This is a genomic window from Anaerolineales bacterium, assembly GCA_016928575.1.
In the GTDB taxonomy this organism is placed as follows: Bacteria; Chloroflexota; Anaerolineae; order Anaerolineales; family RBG-16-64-43; genus JAFGKK01.
In genome coordinates this window covers 1-24,822 of sequence record JAFGKK010000055.1, presented here as the reverse complement: position 1 = coordinate 24,822, position 24,822 = coordinate 1, and the positions used below count along the sequence as shown (strand labels likewise).

19 protein-coding genes, 2 tRNA genes and 1 riboswitch are annotated in these 24,822 nt (G+C 61.6%); of the genes, 17 read left to right on the top strand and 4 right to left on the bottom strand.

Features of this window, described 5'->3' with window-relative positions:
* Positions 1 to 487: 487 nt before the first annotated feature.
* From JW929_06785 to JW929_06740, 10 genes are all read left to right on the top strand, one after another.
* Positions 488 to 1,978, top strand: coding sequence for a mechanosensitive ion channel (locus JW929_06785; GenBank protein MBN1439098.1), 1,491 nt, complete (start codon positions 488 to 490; stop codon positions 1,976 to 1,978).
* 156 nt (positions 1,979 to 2,134) lie between these two features.
* A riboswitch (SAM riboswitch) is annotated at positions 2,135 to 2,253 on the top strand.
* A 137-nt stretch (positions 2,254 to 2,390) separates the two neighbouring features.
* Positions 2,391 to 5,900 carry a methionine synthase gene (metH, locus tag JW929_06780; protein MBN1439097.1) on the top strand — a complete coding sequence of 1,170 codons (3,510 nt, stop codon included), beginning with the start codon at positions 2,391 to 2,393 and terminating at the stop codon, positions 5,898 to 5,900.
* Positions 5,901 to 6,032: 132 nt separating this feature from the next.
* Complete coding sequence (locus tag JW929_06775) at positions 6,033 to 6,644, top strand: LysE family translocator (GenBank protein ID MBN1439096.1); 612 nt, start codon at positions 6,033 to 6,035, stop codon at positions 6,642 to 6,644.
* Positions 6,645 to 6,786: 142 nt separating this feature from the next.
* Positions 6,787 to 7,374 (top strand): hypothetical protein, encoded by a 588-nt coding sequence (locus JW929_06770; protein ID MBN1439095.1) that lies wholly within the window; start codon positions 6,787 to 6,789, stop codon positions 7,372 to 7,374.
* A 77-nt stretch (positions 7,375 to 7,451) separates the two neighbouring features.
* Entirely contained in the window at positions 7,452 to 9,296 is a 1,845-nt protein-coding gene (locus JW929_06765) for a bifunctional homocysteine S-methyltransferase/methylenetetrahydrofolate reductase (protein ID MBN1439094.1), read from the top strand.
* 25 nt (positions 9,297 to 9,321) lie between these two features.
* Positions 9,322 to 9,492, top strand: coding sequence for a response regulator (locus tag JW929_06760; GenBank protein MBN1439093.1), 171 nt, complete (start codon positions 9,322 to 9,324; stop codon positions 9,490 to 9,492).
* A gap of 27 nt (positions 9,493 to 9,519) precedes the next feature.
* Positions 9,520 to 10,014, top strand: a complete 495-nt coding sequence (locus tag JW929_06755; GenBank protein MBN1439092.1) for a response regulator transcription factor — start codon at positions 9,520 to 9,522, stop codon at positions 10,012 to 10,014.
* Positions 10,007 to 11,386 (top strand): HAMP domain-containing protein, encoded by a 1,380-nt coding sequence (locus tag JW929_06750; protein MBN1439091.1) that lies wholly within the window; start codon positions 10,007 to 10,009, stop codon positions 11,384 to 11,386. The genes JW929_06755 and JW929_06750 overlap by 8 nt, the downstream gene beginning before the upstream one ends.
* Entirely contained in the window at positions 11,331 to 11,582 is a 252-nt protein-coding gene (locus tag JW929_06745; GenBank protein MBN1439090.1) for a sensor histidine kinase, read from the top strand. The genes JW929_06750 and JW929_06745 overlap by 56 nt, the downstream gene beginning before the upstream one ends.
* Positions 11,583 to 11,688: 106 nt before the next feature.
* Positions 11,689 to 12,732, top strand: a complete 1,044-nt coding sequence (locus tag JW929_06740) for a CPBP family intramembrane metalloprotease (GenBank protein ID MBN1439089.1) — start codon at positions 11,689 to 11,691, stop codon at positions 12,730 to 12,732.
* A gap of 25 nt (positions 12,733 to 12,757) precedes the next feature.
* Here the strand turns inward: JW929_06740 and JW929_06735 are convergent, their stop codons facing one another.
* From JW929_06735 to JW929_06725, 3 genes are all read right to left on the bottom strand, one after another.
* Positions 12,758 to 14,164, bottom strand: a complete 1,407-nt coding sequence (locus JW929_06735; protein MBN1439088.1) for a hypothetical protein — start codon at positions 14,162 to 14,164, stop codon at positions 12,758 to 12,760.
* 749 nt (positions 14,165 to 14,913) lie between these two features.
* On the bottom strand, positions 14,914 to 15,840 hold the full coding sequence (locus JW929_06730; GenBank protein MBN1439087.1) for a glycosyltransferase family 2 protein: 927 nt from the start codon (positions 15,838 to 15,840) through the stop codon (positions 14,914 to 14,916).
* An 808-nt stretch (positions 15,841 to 16,648) separates the two neighbouring features.
* The gene (locus JW929_06725; protein ID MBN1439086.1) at positions 16,649 to 18,094 is read right to left on the bottom strand and encodes a hypothetical protein; all 1,446 of its coding nucleotides are present in this window, start codon (positions 18,092 to 18,094) and stop codon (positions 16,649 to 16,651) included.
* A 333-nt stretch (positions 18,095 to 18,427) separates the two neighbouring features.
* Here JW929_06725 and JW929_06720 point away from each other — a divergent pair, with 333 nt between their 5' ends.
* From JW929_06720 to JW929_06710, 3 genes are all read left to right on the top strand, one after another.
* Complete coding sequence (locus JW929_06720; GenBank protein MBN1439085.1) at positions 18,428 to 18,976, top strand: sigma-70 family RNA polymerase sigma factor; 549 nt, start codon at positions 18,428 to 18,430, stop codon at positions 18,974 to 18,976.
* 119 nt (positions 18,977 to 19,095) lie between these two features.
* The gene (locus JW929_06715; GenBank protein ID MBN1439084.1) at positions 19,096 to 19,989 is read left to right on the top strand and encodes a hypothetical protein; all 894 of its coding nucleotides are present in this window, start codon (positions 19,096 to 19,098) and stop codon (positions 19,987 to 19,989) included.
* A 769-nt stretch (positions 19,990 to 20,758) separates the two neighbouring features.
* Positions 20,759 to 21,376, top strand: a complete 618-nt coding sequence (locus JW929_06710; protein MBN1439083.1) for a DUF3267 domain-containing protein — start codon at positions 20,759 to 20,761, stop codon at positions 21,374 to 21,376.
* Between the two features lie 174 nt (positions 21,377 to 21,550).
* Here the strand turns inward: JW929_06710 and JW929_06705 are convergent, their stop codons facing one another.
* Entirely contained in the window at positions 21,551 to 22,309 is a 759-nt protein-coding gene (locus JW929_06705; protein MBN1439082.1) for a class I SAM-dependent methyltransferase, read from the bottom strand.
* A 45-nt stretch (positions 22,310 to 22,354) separates the two neighbouring features.
* Between JW929_06705 and JW929_06700 the strand changes: the two genes are divergently transcribed.
* The 4 genes from JW929_06700 to JW929_06685 all read left to right on the top strand — a co-directional run bounded on the left by JW929_06700 (position 22,355) and on the right by JW929_06685 (position 24,806).
* Positions 22,355 to 22,427, top strand: a tRNA-Pro gene (locus JW929_06700).
* Positions 22,428 to 22,559: 132 nt separating this feature from the next.
* Positions 22,560 to 23,462 carry a phosphatase PAP2 family protein gene (locus tag JW929_06695; GenBank protein ID MBN1439081.1) on the top strand — a complete coding sequence of 301 codons (903 nt, stop codon included), beginning with the start codon at positions 22,560 to 22,562 and terminating at the stop codon, positions 23,460 to 23,462.
* 30 nt (positions 23,463 to 23,492) lie between these two features.
* Complete coding sequence (folD, locus tag JW929_06690) at positions 23,493 to 24,338, top strand: bifunctional methylenetetrahydrofolate dehydrogenase/methenyltetrahydrofolate cyclohydrolase FolD (GenBank protein ID MBN1439080.1); 846 nt, start codon at positions 23,493 to 23,495, stop codon at positions 24,336 to 24,338.
* A 397-nt stretch (positions 24,339 to 24,735) separates the two neighbouring features.
* Positions 24,736 to 24,806: transfer RNA gene (locus JW929_06685), tRNA-Gly, on the top strand.
* Positions 24,807 to 24,822: the final 16 nt, after the last annotated feature.

Sequence of the window (24,822 nt, the reverse complement as noted above, 5' to 3'; positions counted from 1 at the left end):
CAATCTCGTCGCTGATGATGGAGGGTTGGTATGGGGCGGCCGGATTACACCGGAATCGGTGGCCGAATTGACCGGAATTTGCATTTTCAGAATTTTAAGGTTTGAATTCCAGAAAAGTCATTTCTTTCACGCGTTTTATGTGTTTATATATATATGGGCTGAGATCCCCATAACCATGGCAACGCGAGTGGGTAGGAACGCCTCCGCCCTCCTTTAGGGGTGCTTCCATGAAATCTCCGATATAAACACCCCTCAAAGAGGAATGCCGGGTATCGGTCTTTTCCCCGCTCGCAAAATTGCGAGCGGGGGTCCCATCACTCGCTGGCCGGATGCGGATGGGAGACCCGGTCCCGTCGGACACCGTCGCCGGACGAAGACCAGGCGGCGGGATGCCGCGGCGCACCGATTTCTTGATCTCCGGCCGCTTTCCGGAAGCTTTTTTCCGTTGTGCAACTCCGGTACGTTTCATCCAAAGAAGGAGGAGTCTATGCTGGAACAAATCGGTCAAGAATTGCTCACCCTCATCGGCGGGGATCTGTTGAGTTTGCTGGCCGGGGTCGGGATTTTATTCGTCGGCTGGCTGCTCGCGCTGATCCTCTCGGCGGTCGTCCGCAACCTGCTGAAGCGCGCAAAATTGAACGAGCGCTTGAGCGGCGTCATCGGCGGAGAAGCTGAAAAGGCGCGGCCGGATGTGGAGAAGTGGATCGCCAGCGGCGTGTTCTACCTTATTCTCCTGTTCGTGCTGGTGGGCTTTCTGCAAATCGTCAAGCTGCCGGCGGTGGCCGAGCCGTTGAACGCCATGCTGACCCAGATCGCCCTGGCCGCGCCGAAACTGCTCGGCGCCCTGGTGATCATCCTGGTCGCCTGGCTGATCGCCGTCATCGTCAAGGCTGTCGTCCTGCGCGCCGTCCGTTTGACGAAATTGGAGGAGCGCATTTCGACGCAGGCTCAGGTTCAGCCCAAAACAAGCGTCGCCGAAGCGCTGGCGAACGGCATGTTCTGGCTGGTGCTGCTGCTGTTCCTTCCGGCGGTGCTGAGCGCCTTGGAACTGCAGGGGCTGGTCGAACCGGTGACCGGTGTTGTGAATTCCATCCTGGGCGCCGTCCCGAGCATCTTTACGGCGGCCATCTATCTGCTGGCCGGCTGGCTGCTGGCCCGGATCGTACGGCAGATCGTTACCAACCTCCTGGCGGCCGCCAACCTTGATTCCTTCGGCCAGCGGATGGGAATCGGCGAGGGGGCGCAGCCGCTTTCGCAGATCATCGGAACGATCGCCTACATCCTCATCCTGATCCCGACCGTCATCACGGCCCTGAACGCCCTCGGCGTGGAGGCGATTTCCCAGCCAGCGATCACCATGTTGACGACGGTGATGAACGCCCTGCCGGTGATCTTCGGCGCAGTCCTGGTACTGATCGTCGCATACTTCGCCGGCCGGCTGGTATCCATGCTGGCAACCAATCTGCTTGCGGGAATCGGGTTCGACAAGATCCCGGAAATCCTGGGGCTCCGTCTCCCGGTCGCCAAAGGCGAACGTTCCCTCTCCGAAGTGGCCGGATACGTCGTGCTGGCGGCCGTGATTCTGCTCGCCGCGATCGAAGCTTCCAGCATGCTTGGGTTCACGTTCCTGGCCGACATCCTGAATTCGATCCTGGTGTTCGGGGGACAAGTGCTGGTGGCCCTGTTAATCTTCGCCATCGGGCTGTACCTTGCCAATCTTGCCCACAAGGCGATCGTCGCCGCCGGAGGATCGAAAGCCGGACTGCTTGCGAATCTGGCGCGGGTGGCGATCCTGATCCTGATCGCCGCGATGTCGCTGTCCCAATTGGGAGTTGCCGCGGACGTGATTACGATCGCCTTCGGCGTATTGCTGGGCGCCATCGGCGTCGCGGCGGCGTTGGCCTTCGGGTTGGGCGCCCGAGAGGCGGCGGGGAGAATTGTCGAAAATTGGTCGAAGGAAATAGAGGAAAAGAAATAGCCGCACCGCTCCCCCAAGAGCAGTTGGGGGCCGTCTTTCACCCGTCCATGCGGTTCCGCATGGACGGGTTTTTTGATGCTTCGTTTCTCCTTCCATCTTTCTTCCGGCCGGCAAAGGCTGTGATAGAATTCCAGGCATTCGGCGGCGGGTACCGCCGACTCATCCAGAGAGGCTGAGGGACCGGCCCGGCGAAGCCTCGGCAACCGATCCGCGCAGACGGAGCAGGTGCCAAATCCGCCAGACGTCCGAAAAATGGACGGCCTGGAAGATGAGGAACACGGGTATGATGGACCTCTCTTCCGGAGAGGTTTTTTTTTCCTCGCCCCTATCCTCCGTCCCCTTACCCCTCTCCTGCGGTCACCGCAGGGGAGGGGGAAGGGGACGGGGGTAAGGGGTGAGGCGGGAGTTGCGGATGGTATTCGACCGCCGGTATTTGGAAGCCCTGGCCGAGCGCGTGCTGGTGCATGGCGGCGTGATGGGCTCCAACATTCAAAAGCTCAACCTGACGGCCGCGGAGTACGGCGGGAAGCGGACCGAGGGGCTGAACGACTACCTCGCGCTGGTTAAACCCGAGGTGATCACGGGAATCCACCGCGCTTTCCTCGAGGCGGGCGTGGACGTGATCATCACCTGTTCCTTCCGCGCCAATCGCATCACGCTTGGGGAATACGGATTGGCGGACCGGGTGCCGGAGATCACCCGCGCCGCGGCGAGGCTGGCGCGGGCTGCGGCGGACGATTTCTCCACGCCGGAAAAACCCCGCTTTGTCGTCGGGACGATCGGCCCGACCGGGAAACTCCCCTCGGCCGACGATCCGGAACTCTCCAACATCTCCTTCGAGGAACTGGCTGATATCGCCCGCGAACAGGCTGTCGGGCTGATTGAGGGCGGGTCGGATGCGATCGTGATCGAGACTTCGCAGGATTTGCTCGAGGTGCGTTCGGCCGTCGTCGGCATCTCCCGGGCGTTCGCCGAAACCGGGAAGCGCGTCCCGATCCAGGCCCAAGTGACGCTCGACACCACCGGGCGGATGCTGCTCGGGACCGACATCACCGCGGTGGCGGCGGTCCTCGAACGGCTGCCGGTGGAAATCATCGGATTGAACTGCTCGACCGGCCCGGAGCACATGCGCGAGCCGATCCGCTATTTGTGCGAACAATCCTCCAAGTACGTCTCAGTGATCCCCAACGCCGGAATTCCGCTCAACGTCGACGGGCGCGCGGTATATACGCTCGCGCCCGAGCCGTTCGCCCGCGACCTGGCGGACTTCGCCCTTTCTTACGGCGCGAACATCGTCGGCGGCTGCTGCGGCACCACGCCGGAGCACCTGGCGCGGCTGGTGGAACTTGTCGGCGGCAAGGCCCCGCTCCCGCGCGCCGCCGCGCCCGCCGCGGAGCTGAGCTCGGCGATGCGCGCGGTTCCGATGCGCCAGGTCCCGCCGCCGCTGATCATCGGCGAGAGGCTTAACTCCCAGGGCAGCCGCAAGGTAAAGGAATTGTTGATGGCGGAAGATTTTGACGCGCTGGTGCGGATCGGCCGCGAGCAGACCGAAGGCGGCGCGCACGCGCTCGATGTGTGCACCGCGCTGACCGAACGCGCCGACGAAGCGGATCTGATGCGAAATCTGGTGCACAAGCTGGCGCTGACGGTTGACGCCCCGCTGGTGATCGATTCGACCGAGCCGGCGGTGGTCGAGGCCGCGCTCCAAACCGCGCCCGGCCGCAGCCTGATAAACTCGATCCACCTCGAGGGCGGCCGCAAGCGGATCGATGCCTATGTTCCGCTCGCCAAACAATACGGCGCGGCGCTGATCGCGCTCACCATCGACGAGCAGGGGATGGCCAAGACCGCCGACCGCAAGCTCGAGGTTGCCAGGCGGATCCACGAGATCGTCACCGGCGAATTCGGCTTGGCGCCCGGGGACCTTGTCTTCGACCTGCTGACCTTCACCCTCGCCACCGGCGAGGAGGAATTCGCCCGCTCGGCGATCGAGACGATCGAGGGGGTCCGCAAGGTTAAGCAGGCGCTGCCGGACTGTTACACCTCGCTCGGGGTGAGCAACCTATCGTTCGGCCTCGCGCCCGCCGCGCGCGCCGTACTCAACTCGGTCTTTCTGTACCACTGCGTCCAGGCCGGGCTGGATATGGCGATCGTCAACCCGCGGCAAATCACCCCTTACGCCGATATTCCGCCGGCCGAACGCGAGCTGGCCGAGGATCTGATCTTCGCCCGGCGGCCGGACGCGCTGGCGCGGCTGATCGCCGGCTTCGAAGGCGTATCCGCCAAGGCGGAGGGACCGGGTGAGGGCGCGCGGCTGCCGCCGGCGGAGCGCATTCCGTGGCGGATCATCCACCGCAGGCGCGAACGCATGGAGGAAGATATCGACGCGCTGATGGCGGAGCGTATGCGCGCCGCCGGAATCCCCGCCGACCGGCCCGTGCCCAACCCGGATTCCACCCGCGAGGCGGTGGAGATCCTCAACACCATTTTGCTCCCGGCGATGAAGGAAGTCGGCGACCTGTTCGGGAAGGGCGAGTTGATTCTGCCGTTTGTCCTGCAATCGGCCGAAGTGATGAAGCGGGCGGTCGCACACCTCGAGCGTTACCTCGAACGGGCGGAAGGCGTGACCAAGGGCAAGCTGATTCTGGCGACGGTATACGGCGACGTGCACGACATCGGCAAGAATCTGGTGAAGACGATCCTAGCCAACAACGGATTCACGGTTGTCGACCTGGGCAAGCAGGTGCCGGTGGAAACGATCGTCGAGGCGGCGGAAAAGGAAAAGGCGGATGCGATCGGGCTTTCGGCGCTGTTGGTCTCGACCAGCCGGCAAATGCCGCTGGTGGTGCAGGAGCTTCACCGGAAGGGCGCGCGCACTCCGATTCTGATCGGCGGGGCGGCGATCAACCGCGCGTTCGGACGGCGGATTCTCTTTGCGGAGCAGGCTCGGGCGTACGCGGGCGGCGTGTTCTACTGCAAAGACGCCTTCGAGGGCTTGGCGACGATGGAACGCCTGCGCGATCCAGCCGTGCGCGAGGAAACAATCCGCTCCAACCGGTCCGATGCCGAAGGGGAAGCACCTACGGCAAAGACCCCCCTGGCGGAAACGGCGGGGCGTTCGGAGGTGGCTGCGCGGAGAGTCCCGATTCCGGTCGCGCCGTCGTATGGCGTGCGGGTCATGCGCGATCTGCCGCTGAGCCTCGTCCTCGAACGGATCGACCGCGACGAGCTCTACCGGCTCTCATGGGGCGCCAAAAGCACCCACGGGAAGGCATGGGAAAAACTGCGCCGCGAATTCGACGATCGGTTGAAGGCGCTTAAGCGCGAGGTACTGCGGGATCCGTGGCTGCGCCCGCAGGGCGTATACGGCTACTTCCCGGCTCAATCGGCGGGGGATGAGCTGGTCGTCTACGATCCGGCGTCACGCAAGGGCGAGCCGCGGGAGCTTTCACGCCTGTCATTCCCGCGCCAACCGGAGCAGGAGCGGTTGTGCCTGGCGGATTATTTCGCGCCGGTGGAATCGGGAGTGATGGACCTGGTGGCTTTCCAAGTGGTAACGGTCGGCCCGGAGGCCACCGCGCGGATCGAGAAGCTGCAATCCGCCGACGCCTATTCGGAAGGATACTTCCTGCACGGCCTGGCGGTGCAGACGGCTGAAGCGGCTGCGGAATACCTGCACCAGCTGATCCGGAGCGAATTAAAAATTCCCGCCGATCGGGGCAAGCGCTACTCGTGGGGATATCCCGCGCTGCCGTCGCTTGAGGATCACCGCAAGGTGTTTGATCTTCTGCCGGCGGAGCAGGAACTCGGCATGTCGCTCACCCCCGCGTTCCAGCTCATCCCCGAGCAATCCACCGCGGCGATCGTCGTGCACCATCCGGAGGCGAGATATTTTGTAATCCCCCAGGCTCGGCGGGGATGACACGCATAGGCGTCATGCCGGGGAGCCCGGAAACGGCGATGAGGAATCGCATTCGTATGGAAAGGTCAACCAACCTTCGCGGGAGGAGGCGCCGATCCCTCGGTTTTCCCTCCGGAAGCTTCTCGGCATGACATGTTAAGCTACATTCTTCAAGGCATCACCTACGGCTTCGCTGCCGCGGTCCAGCCCGGGCCGTTGCAGGCCTACATCATCCTTCAGGCGCTCAAGAACGGCTGGCGGCGTTCGCTCGTCTACGCGTTCGTTCCGCTGTTGAGCGACTTACCGATCATCGTGTTGGTGGTGGGCGTGCTGGCGGCGATTCCGCATGCCTGGGTCACCGCGCTGCAACTCGTCGGCGGCGCTTTCCTGCTCTACCTGGCATGGAAGGCGTTCCGCGCCGCACGCCATTTGGCGCAGAATCCCGTAGGCGAGGGGGCACCATCCCGGGGCCTTTTCCAAGCGGTTCTTATCAATCTGCTCAATCCCAACCCGTACCTTTTTTGGGGGTTGATCACCGGGCCGATCCTGCTCACCGGATGGAAGGAATCGCCCGCGAACGGAATCGCGATGCTGGCGGCGTTCTACCTGGTGATGATCCTGTTTAATGCGCTGATCATCCTCGTGGTTTCGATCGCCCACCGGTTCAACCCGCGTCTGCGCCAATGGCTGATGATTGCCTCGGCGATCGGCTTGGCGGCGTTCGGCGTGTACCAAGTTTGGATGGGGGTTACGGGGCGGACCTGACAGGTCCCGACCTGACAGGTGTTGACCTGTCAGGTTGAGGGAGCTCGAAGGGGCTTCCCATGCCCGCCTTCGGCCCAAATGAATAAGGGTTTTCTACAACCGGGTATACTATCGGCATACGCATGCCTGCCAGGGGGATTGTATGGAGCGCTTCACGCCTTTGGTTCCCGGACAATGCTTCCATATTTTCAATCGGGGGAACAACCGCGAGAACCTGTTTCGCGAAAAATGGAACTATGAGCGCTTCCTCCGGCTTTATTCCCATCACATCTTTCCGGTAGCCGACACATACGCGTACTGCTTGCTGAAGAACCATTTTCACTTTCTCGTGAGGTTGAAGGATGACTTGCCGGAATGCCTGTTCCCCGCAGGTTTTTCCAAACCCTTCTCGAATTTTTTCAATGCCTACGCGCGGTCTTTCAACATCGCATACGGCCGATCCGGCGCGCTGTTTCAGCGTCCGTTCGGCCGGGTGCCCGTGGAAGGAAGGTCGCATCTTATTCACTCGATCGTCTATGTCCATCAGAATCCCCAGAGACACGGATTCGTGAAGGACTTCCGGGACTGGCCGTATTCGTCCTTTCATGTTCTTGTTTCCAATCATCTCTCCTTCGTGGAACGGGGAGATGTGATGAAAATATTCGGAAGCAGGCAACGATGGCGGGAGAGCCACGAGGCCATTATTTCGGATGCGGAAATGGCAGTGCTGACGAAAGAAAGTTTTCGCTAAAAGCGATCCCGGCCGATTGCCGACCTGACAGGTGCCGACCTGTCAGGTCGGCACCTGTCAGGTCGGATTAGGAGACCATGAACCGTCGAATGCCCAGCTTGCTTTCCTCCGCCGGCGGAAAACCGCTCCTGGCCGACGGGGCGATGGGTACCCTGCTCGTCGCCCGCGGCGTGCCGGCCGGGGAAAACCTGGACTTGCAGAACCTCACCCGTCCGGAGACGGTTGCCAAAGCGCACCGGGATTACCGTGCCGCGGGGGCACAGATCCTCGAGACCAACACCTTCGGCGCCAACCGCTACAAACTCGCGGCTGCCGGATTGGGCGACAGCATCGAAGCGATCCTCCGCGCCGGGGTGGAAGTTGCGCGCCGGGAGGCCGGCGGGGCGCTCGTCGCCGGAAGCATCGGGCCGTTGGGCGTCCGCCTCGCGCCGTACGGGCGGGTGAAGCCGGAACAGGCCGAAGCCGCGTTTCGCGAGCAGACGGAGTTGCTGCTTCGGCACGGCGCCGACCTGATCCTGATCGAAACGATGAGCGACGTCAACGAGGCGCTCGCGGCTCTGCGCGCGGCGCGCACGGCGGGCGCGCAGTTCGTCGGGGTCAGCTTCACCTTCACCCGCGACGGGCTGACCCTGTTCGGCGACACCCCGGCCGCCGCCGCGCGCGCGCTCGTCGCAGCCGGCGCCGACCTGATCGGCGTCAACTGCTCGAGCGGCCCGGCGCAGGCGATCCGCATCCTGCGCGAAATGCGCGCCGCGGCGCAGCAAGCGCCGCTTTCGGCGATGCCCAACGCCGGTTGGCCGGAGCGGACCGGCGGGCGGATCCTCTACCCGGCGGGGCCGGATTACTTCGGCGGCTACGCGCGCGAGTTCGCGGCGGCGGGCGCGAGCGTGGTCGGCGGCTGCTGCGGGACGACGCCGGAACACATCGCCGCGATGCGGACCGCACTCGAGACCTTCGTGCCGGCGAAGCCGGCCGCCGTCGTCGTTGCGGCGCCCGCAATGGAAGCCAAGGCCGCCGCGGCCGAACCGACCCAATTCGCGGCCAAACTCGCCGCCGGAAAATTTACGATCAGCGTCGAGGTCGATCCGCCGAAGGGATTCTCCACCCAGAAACTCTCCGCCGGGGCGAGCATGCTCGCCGAAGCAGGGGCGGACGTGATCAACGTCGCCGACAGTCCGATGGCGCGGATGCGGATGAGTCCCTGGGCGGTCTGTCATTTGATTCAGGAACAATTCGGGATCGAGACGGTTCTGCATTTTCCCACCCGCGGGCGGAACCTGCTGCGCCTGCAGGGCGACCTGCTCGGAGCGCACGCCCTCGGGGTGCGCAACCTATTCGTGATGATGGGCGACCCGACCGCGATCGGGGATTTCCCACAGGCGGCCGACAACTACGACATCGTCCCCTCCGGTCTGATCCGTCTGATTAAGCAATCCTTCAACCTCGGGAAGGACCATGCCGGGAAGGCCATCGGCGCGCCGACCGCGTTCTTTGTCGGCTGCGCGCTCAACCTGGGCTCGGCCACGCCGGAGAAGGAACGCGCCAACCTAAAGAAGAAACTCGACGCCGGCGCGGATTTCATCCTCACCCAGCCGGTTTTCGAACCGGCGTGTGCAGCGGCGTTCCTGGAATCGTACCGGCGCGAATGCGGGGACCTGAAGGCGCCGGTCCTGGCGGGAATCCTTCCCCTCTTCGGGGCGAAGCATGCCGCCTTCCTGCACAACGAAGTGCCGGGAATGACGATACCCGAGAAAATCCGCGCGCGGATCGAACGCGCAGGCGAGCGCGCGCCGCAGGAGGGCGTGCGGATCGCGGCGGAGATGCTGAAGGATCTGCGCGGGGTTGTGCAGGGCGCCTACCTCATGCCGCCCTTCGGGCGGTACGACCTGGCCGCCGAGGTGATCGAATCGTCGTTGCGATGAGCGCGTCCGGACGATAATCGCGGACATGGCGGATATTCAGCTCGTTGAAGACTCTCTCTCCCTCGCCGAATTAATCGAACGCGAGCTTGGCGGGGCGGGGTATTCCGTGCGGATCGCCGCCGACGGGCGCGACGCGTTGCGGCTGCTGGAAGCGCGGTCCGCGGACCTGATCATCCTGGATTGGATGCTGCCCTGACTGGACGGTCTCGAAGTCCTGCGGCGGGTGCGGTCGAAGGCCGCCACACCGGTGCTGATGCTCACCGCGCGCTCCGAGGAAGCCGACCGCGTGCTGGGACTTGAGGTCGGCGCCGACGACTATCTGACTAAGCCCTTCAGCATGCGCGAACTGCTGGCCCGCGTGCGGGCCATCCTACGGCGGACGGAGCTATTGCAAAAGGAGATCCGCGCGGACCGCGCGCCCGCAGACAGGCCGGTGCAATCCGGCGCCTTCCGTCTTGATCCGGTGAAGCGCACAGCGGTTTTGGATTCGCAGGAACTGGAGTTGACTCCGATCGAATTCGATCTCCTGCTGCTTCTGCTTCGCAATCCCGGACGGGCGTTCAACCGCACCTATCTATTAAATACCGTCTGGGACCAGCAAGCCGTCTCCGGCGACCGGGCGGTGGACAATACCGTGATGCGCTTGCGGCGCAAACTTGGAACGGTGGGCGAACGGTTGGAGACGGGTTGGGGCGTAGGGTACCGCTGGCGTGAATGATCGGTTCTTTTCGCCCAGGGCTCCGCAAACGCTACTGGAAGCCGCGCTGCTCGGCGTGCTCCTCTCCGCCGCCCTGGTTCAATTGGACGGCTGGGTTTCCCCCGACGTGATCAATTCGGGTGTGTTTGTCTCCGCCGCGCTGTATTCGGCTTGGGCGGCGGGGCGCTGGCGCATCCCGCAGGGTTCGTTCCTTCGCCAGGCGTTCTGTGAAGCGGCCATGGCGCCGGCCGTCGGCGTCTTGCTCGGAATAATCGTTGCCGACGGGGCGCGCCTGATCGGACTATCCGCCGTGTTGGAAAGGAACGTGCTTCCCGCCGACATGGGAACTCTGGCGGCGGATTTTGCCGTCATCGGATTGGTCATTTACCCCCTCCTCCGCGCGGGAAGGAGGTTTTGGAAGTTTTGGGTTGCGCTTTGGAAACGCCGTTTGGTGTGGTCGATCACCCATGCCCAGCTGATTATGGCTGTCGGGTTGGCGTTCGCCGTCGGATGCGTCCTGCAATTGATCATCCTCCAGCCGGACTATACCGGGGATTTCGCACCGGGAGCGGTGACCGGTCCTTGGCTGGTGACGGCGGCAGCGTGGCTGATCAGCTCGATCATCCCAACCCTGTCGGTGATGATCGTCTTCACCTGCGCCGGACTTGTCGTCCTATTGCCCCTGGCTTCGGCGATTTCCTATCTGATCGCCCGGCGGACGACCCGGCGGGTGGAGGCGCTCGCCCGGGCCGCGCGCGAGATGGGCGCGGGCCGCTATCAAGCCCGCGTCGCGCCGGAAGGCGAGGACGAGATTTCCCAGATGCAATCCGATTTCAACCGCATGGCCGCCGCCTTGGAAACCGCTATGCGCGATCTGGAAGCCGAACGCGACCGCGTCGCGGACCTGCTGACTTCCCGTCAGGCGATGACCGCGAGCGTGTCCCACGAATTGCGGACCCCGTTGGCGGCGCTGCGCGCCTATCTGGAAACGGCGTGCCGGATTGCAGACATCCCGGATGGTTTGCGCCGGGATTTGGATCGGATGGAGCAGGAGACCCAGCGGCTTCAGTCGCTGGTGGACGATTTGTTCACCCTCTCGCGCGTCGACTCGGGCGGGTGGACCATCCGCTGCGAGGCGGTCGACGCGGCCGCGCTGGTCCGGCGCGTCGCAGAACGGATGTCGCCGCCGGCCTGGCAAACCCGACGGGTGCAGATCGGCGTCGAAAGCGAAGAGAACCTGCCGCCCGCCTGGGCCGATGCCGGCCGGTTGGAGCAGGTTTTGGCCAACCTGGTTCGCAACGCCGTCCGGCATTCGCCCCCCCGGGGGAATCGTCGGGGTGAGAGCGGACGCCGCCGAGGCGGGGATCCGCATCGCCGTTCACGATTCCGGTGAGGGAATCGCGCCCGAAGACTTGCCGCACATTTGGGAGCGGTATTACCGCGGGTGCAACGCGGCGGACGACGACGGCGCGGGTCTTGGCCTGGCGCTGGTGAAGGAATTGGCCGAGGCGATGGGCGGCACCGTGGAAGTCGAGAAACTGGCGAACGGGGGTTGCCGCTTCGCCGTTTGGTTGAAACCCGCGGCATAAGGACCTTCCTCTGTCTTTGCTTTCTCCCCGAAATCCCGTTTTTGCGACCGTTTTACGACAACTCCGCGATCCGGCTGACATTTCTTCCGCTTAGGATGAACCCAGCATGACGGCTTCGATTCGGAGGATCGTCGGATCCAAGGAGAAGACAATGCTCATAAAAATATTTCGTTCCCGTGACGGCCAGCTCGCCCTGTTTTGGCGCTTGGGGTGCTATCTGTTCCTCTTCCTGGTGATTGATGTGGGGGCGCAAATTGTCCGCGGCCTGCTGGCGTCGGCGGATGCGCCTTCCTTGGCGGCGGAACTGGCATGTGCGGCGATATCGATCCCGGGCATTCTCGGCCTGACATACCTCTTTCGAACGCGCCGGGACAAGCGGTCCTGGCGCGGCATGTCGCTTGCGGACCTGCGGAAACGATGGATCGAATTTGCGTCGGGCGGCCTGTGGGTTTTCATCCTGATGCCCGCCCCGCTTCTCTACCTGGCCCTGGCGGTCGGGCAACTCCGGTTTGTCGGGACCGAGGCGGTGGACAGCGGCTGGACGGCCGGCGTGGAGTTTGCCTTGGCGGGATGGGTCGGTGCGTTTGGGATCGGGTTCATCGAGGAACTGGCGTTTCGAGGGTACGTGTTTCAAAACCTTGGCGAGCGGCATCCGATCTGGCTGGCCGCGCTGGTCACCGGAATCCTATTTGGGCTGTTTCATTTCTTCGGCGGGTTGAGCGTCGCCAGGATTCTCGATATGGCGGCGTTCAGCACGGTATTCGTCGTGTTGCGCATCTGCACCGGTTCGTTGTGGGCCGCCATCGGGCTGCATACGACGTTCAATTGGGTATACACCAGCCTGCTGGGTTTTTCCTCTGGCGAAGGCGGATACGCACATGCCCTGCTCCATTTTGAGACGCCGATCGGTTCGGAGGCGGCCGCGCCGGTTAATTCCTGGCTCGGGGATATCAGCTCGATCGTGCCCAACCTGATAGCCTTCGGGGTGGTGATCTTGGCTTTGTCGGTGTGGAAATGGGGTAAGAAGCAGCCGATTAATTGGGGTACGCGGCTGGACGGAAACGGAAATCCCTTGCTCCCATCCGAAATGCACGCGGGCGGACAGACCTGGGGCGCCGGGGAGTCTTCCGGCAGTGACGGAGGAACATGAAATCCGGCCGCAGGATCTGGTGCGCTCAGACCGTTGATCCTTCCTTGCGCAATTCGTAAATGCGATACCCCGGTCCCTCTTTGACAACGGTGTAATGCTCAGCCAGGAAGGCGCGGAACTCCGGAAATTCGCGCGAGGTGCCCGGCCCCGTGGGTTCGGCGAACGGGCCGTCGTCGTATACCTCAACAATGAACCGCGGCATGGCGCTTTCCAAGCTCGCCATGAATCGCTCGCGGAGCCGTTGGATGTAGGGGTCGTTGACATTATGGTAAAAATATTCGTCGTAGATGAACGGCGTGGCAATCCGAACCCTCGCGATCAGCATCGCGTGCACGGCGCCCCCGACCCAATCCACGGGTTGAACCGTATCCCCCGGTTGCAGGTGCGTTTCCAAGTACGAGGCGATTTCGTCGACCCGGCCTTCCTTCGGATTGTTGGCGGCGGGCAGTTCGTGTTTCACAGTCAGCAGCCAGAGATTGTCGAGCGTATCCGGCCGGACAAGCGAAAGGGAGGCGATCGCTATCAGTGCGGCGGGCGCCAATCGGAATGGTGTCCGCCGGGTGATAACGCTATCGGTCAGGCTGAGGAAAGCCGCTTGAAGGAGCAGGAATAGGAAGGGCAGCCAGTGTTGGGGAAAGAATTGACCCGAAAAGGCGGGATAGATCGAAAAGGCGACGATAGACCAGAATAAAAACACACCGTGGCGTTTTCGGTCCGGCGAAGCATCGGGGGATTGCTGAAGTTGGTAAATCCCCCAAAGCGCCGGGGCGGCCCAAATGCCATATCCCCCCAGCTGGACGTAATCCAGGATGATGGAATAAACCCGGCGAATTCCGGAGACGGCCTGATGATACTTGTTCAATTGGGCAAAAAGCGGCAGGTAGTTGATCGTCATATCCAGAAACGGCTGAAGTGCGCCGTGGAATCCCAGATAGGTGACAATCAACATCCACGGGGTTAGAAATCCGATCAGCAGCCATGCCGCAATCCGGTTGAAAAACACGGCGGGTTTTTTGGCCGTGGATGGGATTGGATTCCCGGAGTAGGAAAACCATTCCACGATCATGATCGGCAGCAACCCGATGAACGCCTGCGGTTTAAAGGTTGTCGATATCCCCATGAACAAACCGGTGAGAAGAAAACGCCAGGCATTCCGTTGCGGCGGGATGTTGGCGTACGCCGCGAAGGCGCAAAGCAGGGGGATCATCATCAGATACTCGCGCTGCAGCATCGCGGTGGGGCCGAGCGAAAGATAGGCCAGCCCCCAGGCGACCCCTCCCAGAAATCCGGCCCAGCCACTCTGCTTGCGCATCCCCAACCAACCAAGGAAGATAATCGCCGCCAGAAGGAGGTAATCCAGAATGCGGACCCCCAGGACCGAATACCCGGTCAGCCGGCCGAAGATCCAAAAAGCCAGAAAGGTTCCCGGCATGTTGAATTCATACAGATCGCGATAAGGGAAAATTCCAAATTTATCTATCAACAAGGAGGCATAGAAATAGATCGAAGCGTCGTGGTAATACCTCCAATGAATCGCAAACAGCGCGGTAAGTGCGAGTAGCGCAAGAAGGAAAATCGAAAGAAGGAGCCGAAAATAACTCCTGCCGTGTTGTTGCGATCGCTGTATCAGCGCCATAGACCCATCCCCTCCGAAAGGCTGCTGCCGGAGTCTGCTTGCCAATCCGCAAGCGTGCTCCGGTTTTTTCCGCACATCGCCCAGAGAATCGGGCCGGCTTGTCGCGGATCTTCCGCGCACAGGCCGGCATTGGCCAGGACCGGCATGAATGTACGCCTGACGTTCTCCGCCGCATCCGAAAAATCCAGAGCGTCGGTTATTTCCGTCGGGGGACTCTCCGATGGGTCAGATTGGTGATTCTATCAGATGTAAATATCGGGAAGAGATACATTTTCCGGCTCGCTTCTCGAAGCCTCTCTTGCCCTACACTTCTCTCGTCTCCGGGTGTGAATATCCATTACGGCGGCTTTGACGCACCCCAACAACAAAGTAGAATTCCGGAAACCCGCATTGGAATGCAAACGGTTCGCGGATTCGTCACGCATTGCAGAAATTCGGTTTTCCCCGCTTTCGCGGGGTTCATGAGGGTTGCACTCCTTGATGATGTGCGGCGGTTTCTGTGAGGGTGGCTTCGTATTCTCCGAGATGATGCTATCCATTCGGGTTCAGTGGAGAATTTCACCATCCAGCGGATCACCCCTTTTTGCCGGTGGAGACTGCCCTCGGGATCTTGGCCGCGTTTGCCACCAGATTCGGATGAGTCCAAATCCATTCTGCCATGCGATTCGGGGAATTCGGCCGGGTTTGAAGATAACCGTCGAGCCGGCGGCCCGGAAGCGGTGTGTAATCGGCTGTTCTTGAATGCGAGCGCCGGCGCGGGTCGCACGTGCTATGAATTCCCACCAAAATCCTTCGGTTAAGGATCCAAGTTCGGGGAGAAGGCGGTCGAGGAGTTGGCGGTTGATGAGGACATAGGGGCAACTGGGATCGTGCGTGGTCATGCCGAAGAACAGGCGATGAAGCAGTTTAAAGGAATAGGACATAACCTTCCGTGGAAGGGTGTCGCGCCGCTTAACCCGCCAGCCGATGACGACATCGTTCTCGTGTCGCCGCTGCCAAAAAGGCCAGAAGTCTTTCGGGTCGCATTGGCCGTCGGAGTCGACCGCAAGGACAAACGGAGCCTTGGTGTTTCGAAGAGCGGCCACGACCGCGCCGGCGTAGCCGCGGCGATTGTCCGTCATATCCAATCGCATGGGAAGTTCCTCGGCGACCGCGGCGAGTATTTCCTTGGTGTTATCGCGGCTGCCGTCTTCAGATACCACCAGTTCGCATCGGATCTGCGCCGAGAGCTCCTTGTACCACTCCCGGATAGTGTCGGCGATGCTATCGCCTTCGTTGCAGACAGGCATGACGACTTGCAGTTGGATTTCGCGGGTCTCTTGCACCAATCCTGCTCCGTTATCTGATCCGACCTTTTTTTGGTCCGGGGCACGAAGATCGATGTGCGGCCGATGCTTTTCTGTCGGATACGATCGGTTTCTTTTTGGTTTGGGCCGGCTCATCGTTTGTAGTATTGAAAAGAAGTCCTGCACCTTTCCATCCTCGCCCCCATCTCTTGGCCCCTTTCCCCTTCCTGGATATCTGTCTGGAGAGGGGGATGGGATTTGGGGGTTGAGAGTGAGGAAAGAGAAAGGACGAGAGGCCGAAGAGATGCTTTGATTTTACTCTAATCTTAATTGGCCTCCAAATGCATAAATCGGACACGCCAGGAAAAAGTCCCTGATGCCGACCTCCGCACCGGAGCTTACCCGTCGTGCTGTGAAAAGATCCGGCCGAGCCCCGAGTATTCGGATCATGAATTCTGTTTTTTCACTCCCTCGCATTTTTCCCTTCTCTCGGAATTCGCACGCGATATTTCCGGTTCCTTGCCCCATGGAAATTCTCGGATCATGGACTACCGCGCGGTGGATCAAGGCCCGGCGTAAGGAGGCGCATTGTACTCCGGCTCCGCCCGCAACCCGCAGATTGTCGGAGAACCATGGGGCGGATCTTCCAAAGGAGAGAGGGTAGGGAACATGGTATTCCTCGGATTTATGGTGGAAGGATGGTCTCATGTCGCACCGGCACCCCCGTCCGGGGAGCGGGCTTCTGTTCCGTTCACCATCGGTTTGCAGGCGAATCCGTTTTCGGCTGACGAGACCTTACAGTATCGCGAAAAAATACAAGGCGCAGAGGAGGGAGATGGCTTTGCGCATTGCCATTTCCTGCGATGGATAAAGGCATTCCCAAACCCCAACTTATGATGGCCGGCCGAATTGCCATGAGCCTTTTTTATCCTTGCTTGGATAAGCCGGTCATGCAAGATGGTTGTGTTATTCCAATATCAAGCAGTCATTCAGATTATGGCTCGCACACACCGCCCGGCTTGGCGCCCTCCGGACAGGGCGCGACGCATTTCGGTCGCTTGTCGTTGGGTCCCTGATACCAACATCCCAAGATCGGGGATTCGACAAATGGCACCCCGTTTAAATCGCCCCGGGTTTCCGTTAACTGTCCCCATACCCAGCAGCGAACGGCGGTTCCCGGAACCTGAACCAGCCACCAGGTGCCGTCCGCGTTCCGGCCGACGATCGGCGCCGTCTGTCCATCGCGGAGAAAGGTGACGATCTCATGGTCGGTGCTCGCCCCGCGGCGGCAGTTGGTGTTGGCGGTAAGGGTGGCGGTCGGCCCTTTCTCCGAAGAGGGAGTGGGCGTCGCCGCGTCCAGCCAGCGGAAGGTGTTGACGATCTGCTCGAACACGGCGCTCTCCCCGGCTTCGTCGAATTCCGCGGGCGGCGTGAGATAGAGGCCGGGATTATGAGAATGCAGCACGCCGGTCAGGCTGGCGCACACGCCGTCGCGCTCGGTCGAATAGCCGGTCCAACTGTATAGGCTTCCGGCCGCGCCCTCGCTGGCGCTTTGGATCCGGAACTCCAGCCCGGCGAAGCTGCCGAGAGACGTATCGATCCCGGCCGGATCGTACCCGGCGGCCTGCGGGCTCCCGCAGTCAGGCGGGATGTTGCGTCCGTCGACGTCCATCCACTTCTCGTGGAGGTTCGTGTCCGGCGCGATGGTCAGGTTGATCCGAACGTGATCCGCCGTCTCGCCCGAAAGGGTCGCGTCGGCCGGATAGCAGACCTCAAATGCGTAGAGCGCATTCTGGAAGCATACCCATTCGGGAGGCACCGTCGCTTCCGGCTCGGGGGTTTCCTCTTCCAGCCAGTGGAAGGTGGCGACGATCTGAGCGAACACCGCGCTCTCGGCGGCCAGGTCGAATTCCGGAGGAGGTGTGGAATACATCATCGGGTTCCCGTAGTGCAGGACGCCCGTCAGGCTGGCGCACACGCCGTCTTTCTCCGTCGAATAACCGGTCCACTTCCAGCGGTTGCCGGCTCCGGCATCCTCGGCACTCTGGATGCGGAACTCCATGCCGTTGATTGTCTGGGTGGATTCATCGACGGACCCGGCGGAATACCCTTCCGCTTGAGGGCTGGCGCATTCCGCAAGCCCCTCGCGCGCATCCACATCCATCCACTTCTCCATGAGATTGGTGCCCTCGACAAAGACCAAGCCGATCCGCGAATGCTCGGCCGATTCGGTGGTGAAGGTCGAATCCGGAGGGTAGCAGACTTCAAAGCCGTAGGTTTCGTTTGTGTGGCAGATCCATCCGGCCGGAATTTCCGGCGCTGGCGGAGTCGGGGTGGCATCGCCGGGTCCGGGAAGGCCGCAGGCAAGGGATGCCAGGACGGCCGCGGTCGCGACCAGACCCAATCGCAGCGCCGGCATTTTTGAGGTTAATCGAATCATGGCTGGTCTCCTAGCTCCGGAGTGATACCGATAGAAAACCACGGCCGGAGGCGTTTTCCGGCAAGCTCGGTTCTTTGCCGCTTCTATTGTATACGCTTCCGGGAGGATGGGAACCGTGGAATGTTTCCAATATCTCCACAAAACCTCCAATCTGCATGAAACATCCAGCCCCAGGGCTGGACGGGGAAAGAAACGGATTTGATCCGGATCGAATTGCCCCCGCCAACAAACGGGAGAGCGGCACGGCTTCCAACGGGATCGGATCCGGATGGGATCGTCATGATCAGGGGGACCGTATCGTTTTTTCCCGGTTGGCGTCATAATTATCAGAGCATGCCAAAAACTGGCGATCAGCACCTTTTGGCGAGAGTCCGGGAATTCGACCCGGTCGCCTTGGAAACGACGTATGACCGCTACAGCAACGGTCTCTACGACTACGCCTGCCGACTGCTGGGTGATGCTTCCGCCGCGGAGGATTGCGTTGGGGAGACTTTTTCGCGCTTTTTAAGAGCTTTGCGATCCGGTCAGGGGCCGCGAGACCATTTGCAGGCCTACCTATACCGAATTGCACACAATTGGATCACCGACCATTATCGGCGGAATCCGCCCGCTGAGATCCCGATCCAGGAGGAAACCGTTCATGTTCCGGATACGACCGGTGAAACGGCCGAAAATAATATCCGCCGACGGAAAGTGCGGGCGGCAATCCGGCGTCTGACTCCCGACCAGCGGGAAGCGGTGGTCTTGCGCTATCTGGAGGGGTGGGATAACGAGGACGTGGCGCGGGCGATGCGCCGACCGGTGGGTGCGGTAAAAGCTTTACAGCAACGTGGGATCGCGGCGCTTCGCCGGATGCTTGTTGGAGAGGAAAGCGGGCTATGAAAAAAACGGATTTTCACCCGGAATTCACAACCTTTTTGCATTCAATGCGCGCCGTCCCTGCCAGGGATCCCTCGCGTGCGGCGAAGGGGAAGGCGGCATTTTTGAAGGAAGCCCATTGGATGACGAGTGCCGTATCGAAAACGGCCGATTCGCGTCTTAACAGCCAAAGGCTTTATGGAAAGGAGCGAATCGCCATGTGGAGGATATTTGCGGCTTTGGCCATCACCATCGGTGCGGTTCTAGGCGGCGGAGGAGCCGCGGTTGCCGGAGCGCAGGAAGCGATGCCGGAGGACGCGCTGTATCCGGTAAAGATCTTTGCAGAGGAGGTCCGCCTGTGGGCTGAGGGGGATCCGTTGTCGAAGATGGATATGGCGTTGCAGTTCGCGGACCGGCGGGCGGAGGAGATCGTTCATCAAATCGACGCCGGGTTGCCGGTCGGCGATCCTGTCATTCAGCGGCTGATGAATCAGGACGATATGGCGTTGTCGCTGGCCGCGCAAGCCGGTGATGAGGACGCTCCGGCTGCGCTAGAAAAAGTCCGGGCGCGGTTGGAAAATCACATCCGGGTGCTGGATTACCTTCAAGCCGGACTTGGACCGAACGAAAACGCACTGCTCGAACAAACGCGCCAAAACATCCGCCAGCGTTTGGAGCTGCTTAGCGGCGACCTGAACGACCCGCAGCTCCGTACAAAAATCATTGAGCAAGTGCGCACTCGCGCGACTCAGCCCGCCGTTACGCCCGCCGGCCAGACCAATCAGAACAGGAGCGGTGACGAAGGCCAAGGATCGGAACGCGGGCCGGCTTCTACCCAGGGCGGTGGATTCCCGCCGGAAGGAACACCCGCCCCGGGCGGCGGGAATGGGCAGGGGCCGGAAGCGGTCTGCGAATGCCCGACCACTTGCGAGGAGCAGGCGGCGGGAGGCGGCGGTAAGGGTTCCGGCGGTTCAACCTCTTCCGGACAAGGCGGTGAGAACGGATGCGTCTGCCCGACTCTCATCTGCACGAATTAAAAGGGGAATAGCATAGGGGCAATAATCGGAAGCGCGAAGCTTGGATTCGGCCTTCAGTGACACTCGGATCGGCGGCGGTCGATTTCGGCATGGTCAATTGTCAACGGTTCCGTTGAGCGAGGATTGGCAATCAGCCCTGGGCTGCCCCACAAGCAGACCAGGTTCTTTTTGTATGTTGCGAAAAAGGGCTGAAGGCGTTCGAGCGGTCTTGAAGGGGAGTATCGGGACCGCGGATTTTCAGAATATGGATCGGTTTTAAAGGGGAATCCGGTGGTCTCGAAGCGTACAACGTTATTCCCGAGCCCGGAACGCCCGGGCGAACTCAGCTGTCTTTTTCAGCAGCCTAGTTTTTTGGGGGGGCGACATACCAAATCCGTTCATACCGACGCGGCGCAAAATAAACGATAGGTTGCATCTTACTGTATAAGCGGCCTTCTGGGCAGGTTTTTGGTGATCCCATAGGATTTACAAAACGGCGATCTTTTTATTACTGTTCAGGCTGTATATTTCCATGTAAAAATCTCAAAAAAGCGTTTCCGGCGTTCTAGGTTTTGTTCGTCATCCCGGTGCCGCCCATTCAAAGCGGGGGTGCTCGAAGCCGGGATTCCGTGATTTTCGATGATTGAATGGATGCCGGCTGAAATGACCCCCGGCGAAGAACTCGCCAAGGGCGGGCGCTGGCATGACGATCGCCAGCTGAGCGGTCTCTTTTTTTCGGCTGATCGCGGATATAATCATTCCTGCAGCGTCGTTCCAATCGGAGGGAAGCATGCGCATCCGACTCGGGAGGCCGCCGAAACAAGCGCCCGTTGCGGCGGAAGCGGACGCCGGCCGCCCGATCCGCCAGCCTGGACCGTGGACGAGCGCCGTCCTGGTCCTTTTGGCGGGAATGGTTTTACTGGCCGGCGTGATCGCGCTTAACTTCGTTTATTCCGAATTGTTCCCCGATATCCACCCCGAATCCTACGATGAAAAAAATATCCCGTGGGCGGGCATGGCGGTTGTCTTAATCCTATGCGTCCTGGCCCATGAGCTGTTGCATGCGCTGCTCTACCCGGACTGCGGGCGGTCGGATTCCACGGTTCTTTTTGTCGATTGGAAAAGACTCGGTTTCGGGGTCTACTACGAAGGCCGCATCCCGCGCGCCCGGTGGATCGTCATGCGCCTGTTCCCGTTGGCGGCATTGACTGTGCTGGCCTTGGCGGGAATTATCGTCCTCGATCGTTGGATGACCTTCACCCTGGAATCCTATCTTTGGGTTTTGATCCTCACCAACAGCCTGGGTTCGGGCGCGGACCTGGCCTCCGTGTTCATCGTCCTGCGGCAGGTGCCGGCCCCGGGCGTTTTAAATTTCCACCGCGGGCGGGCGTATTGGCTGCCGGAATAGGGGTATTTGGACGTTAGGGAAACGGAGGGCGTTTTTTTTGGGGAAGGTCCTATCTGTGTCGGAACCTAATCCCCCGCATGCCCTTGCGCAACGGCGAAATCGTATCGGGAATCCGGGGCGCCCCTCCGGTTTGCCATCCGACCCGCCCGGCGAAGGCGTCCCGCGCGCGGGGGATCATTTTTCGGCGGCCGCAATCAACACCGGTGAATCTTCGGAATACGGCGATCCGTCGTAATCCCCCCAGAGGCGCCACAGGCGCATTCCGGCGCGCTCGAACAGCGCCGACAGCTCGTTGGGGAAGAAGTACCGCAGGGTCATCGGAACCGTCGTGCGGGTCACCGTCCCGGCGGCGTCGATCTCGTCGTAGATCCAGGTGACGTAGCCGAGCTGTGCGGCGCGGTCCACGCGCAGGCTGGAGAACTGCTGGACCGTCCGGTTGCGGTCCTCGTCGCGGAAGACGCGCTCGAGGACCAGCCCCGGGGGAGGGTCGCCGTAGAGCGGTATGGGATTAGGCAAGGCGAAGACCGCCTGCCCGCCGGGCGCCAGGTGCGCCTCGACGGCCGCGAGGGCGGCGCGCGCGTCCTCCGGATCCGTCATATGCGAGAAAGTGTTGAAGGCAAGGATGATCAGGGGAAACGCGCCGTCGAGCGGCAGGCGGGTGAAATCCCCCTCCCGCAGCGTGATCCGCTGGGCGATCGATTTTTGCAGCGCCAGCCGGCTTCGAGCGAGGGCCAGCATCGCCGGGGAAGAATCCACGCCGGTCACGGCGAACCCTTCGCGCGCCAAGTGCAGCATCACGCGCCCGCTGCCGCATCCCAGCTCGAGGACCGGGCCGCCCTGCCGGCGGGCGAGATCCGCCCAAAAGGGAAGATCCTCGGTGAACTCCGCGTTCTCCCAATCGTAGAATCGGGCGATGGATGCGTAGGAATCCATGGTTTTGCTTGACGGTGGTGTTGCGGCGCATTATACTCCGCGGGCCGGGGTGTAGCGCAGTTGGCAGCGCACTGCGTTTGGGACGCAGGAGTCGGCGGTTCAAGTCCGCCCACCCCGACTGGATCGGCATTCCGCGATACCGATGTGGAAGGGTTCGCCCGCCGCGGATTTATTCCACTTCCGTGCACCTCGCCCGCCGCAATCCCGAATCGAAGTTATCCTTTTCAGGCCGCGCCTTGGAAAGAGGTCGATGACCGACGCCCTTGCGGAGACAAAACGCCGGTTTCAATATCAGCGGCAGATCCTGGCGGTCCAATTCGTCATGATCGCCGTCATGTCCCTGTTCATCCTGGCCGGCGGAAAACTGCCGGGATGGGACATGCTGGGATTGTTACTGTTCGCCCTGTTCCTGTGGTTCATGCGCGGCCGGATCCGCTTTCTGGATTTCTCCCCCTTCCTGCTGATGCTGTTCACCTATGAGGTCATCCGCAGCGTGATCCTGGCCGTCGGGACAAAGCATATGCACATCACCGACATCGCCGCCTGGGAACGGGCCTTGTTCGCGGGAATCGTCCCCGCCTCCGCCCTGCAACAAGCCTTCGGCGCCGCGGCCTTCACCGGATTGCTGGACGTGGTCACAAACGCGTTCTATATGACCCACTTCTTCTCCGTGATCGTGGTGGGATTCATCCTCTGGCGGGTTCGGAAGGCGCATTACTGGGCGTACATGATGGGGTTGATCGTGCTTTCCTACACGGCTTTCCTCACCTATGTGGTCTTTCCCGCCGCTCCGCCGTGGTGGGCGTCGATGCACGGGTATCTGCGGGGCCATCCGGTCAACCTCGACCACAGCCTGCTGTCGCCCGGATATATTTACGCCACCGCCAATCCCCTGTGCGCCATGCCGTCGGTCCATACCGCCTGGCCGGTTTATCTCTTCTTCTATTGCCTCTACGTCTGGGGGCGGAAGGCGCTGCCGGTCGTCATCCTCCCCGTCGGGGTGGCGGTTTCCTCGGTCTACCTCGGCCACCATTACATCGTCGACATCCTGGGCGGGATCGGATACGCCGTCCCGGCCTTCGTGTTTGCGACCCAAATGGGAAAGATTTACCTGAAATTCCGGGAGCCGACCAAGACGCTCGCGGCAGTCTAGGAGCGGAGAACGGCAAAAGGAGCGGACTGCATGACCGCAACCGTGTTGGATGGAAAAGCGCTCGCCAAGCAGATCGAAGCCGAGTTGGCTGTCCGGGTCCGGGCGCTGCTGCAGCGCAACGGCGGCAAGATCCCCGTTCTGGCGACGATCCTCGTCGGCGAGGATCCGGCTTCGGTGACCTACGTGCGCATGAAGGGCAACGCCTGCAAGCGGGTGGGGATGGAATCGGTCCAGGTGCGCCTTGCACAGGAATGTCCGACCGCAAGCGTGCTGGCGGAAATCGACAAACTCAACTCCGATCCGGCGGTGAACGGCATTCTGCTCCAGCATCCGGTCCCCAAACAGGTCGACGAGCGGGCCTGTTTCGACCGGATCGCCCTCGGGAAGGACGTGGACGGGGTGACCTGCCTCGGGTTCGGTCGGATGGCGATGGGGCTGTCCGCCTTCGGCTCCGCCACCCCCGCCGGAATTATGCGGCTGCTGGCGCACTACCGGATTCCCCTCGCGGGGCGGCGCGCGGTGGTGGTCGGCCGCAGCCCGATCCTCGGCAAGCCGCTGGCGATGATGCTTATGAACGCGAACGCGACCGTGACGGTGTGCCATTCGCGGACACAGAATCTGCCGGAGGTCGTGCGCCAGGGGGATATCGTCGTCGGCGCGGTGGGGAAAGCCGAGTTCATCCGCGGCGATTGGATTAAGCCGGGGGCGGTGGTGATCGACGCCGGATACAACGAGGGGAACGTCGGGGATGTCGAGCTTTCGGCGGTGGCTGAAACCTGCGCCGCCTACACGCCGGTCCCCGGCGGGGTGGGGCCGATGACGATCGTGATGCTGATCACGCAGACCGTCGAGGCGGCGGAGAAGGTGGCCGCGTGAATAGGAGAAGCGGCAAGGATAATGAGTGGATCGTCAAGGGGTTGTCTTAAAACAGCATTCGGTTGTCTCTGGATCGTCATGCCCGCGCCCGCCCTCGCGGAGCGGGGGTGTTCGTAGCGGGCATCCAGCCATGGAAGCCCTGGCTTCCCGCTAAACTCACCCCCGGCGAAGAATGCGCCGAGGGCCGGCGCGGGAATGACAGACTATCTCCGGCTGGGAATTTTCCACAAATACCATTGATTTACTAGCCCCATCCGACGGCTTCGTGATTATGCGCCTCGTGGATCCCCGATAAGACCGCTCGGGGATGGCGATCAGATGCAGAATCGGCCTTTTTGCTTGACGCAACCGGCTTGGGAAGGGTATACTCACGCGCGCCGTCGAACCCGGACGGCATGCGGGCGTCGCCAAGTGGCAAGGCATCAGCCTTCCAAGCTGACATCGCGGGTCCGAATCCCGTCGCCCGCTCCTTGGGCCCGTAGCT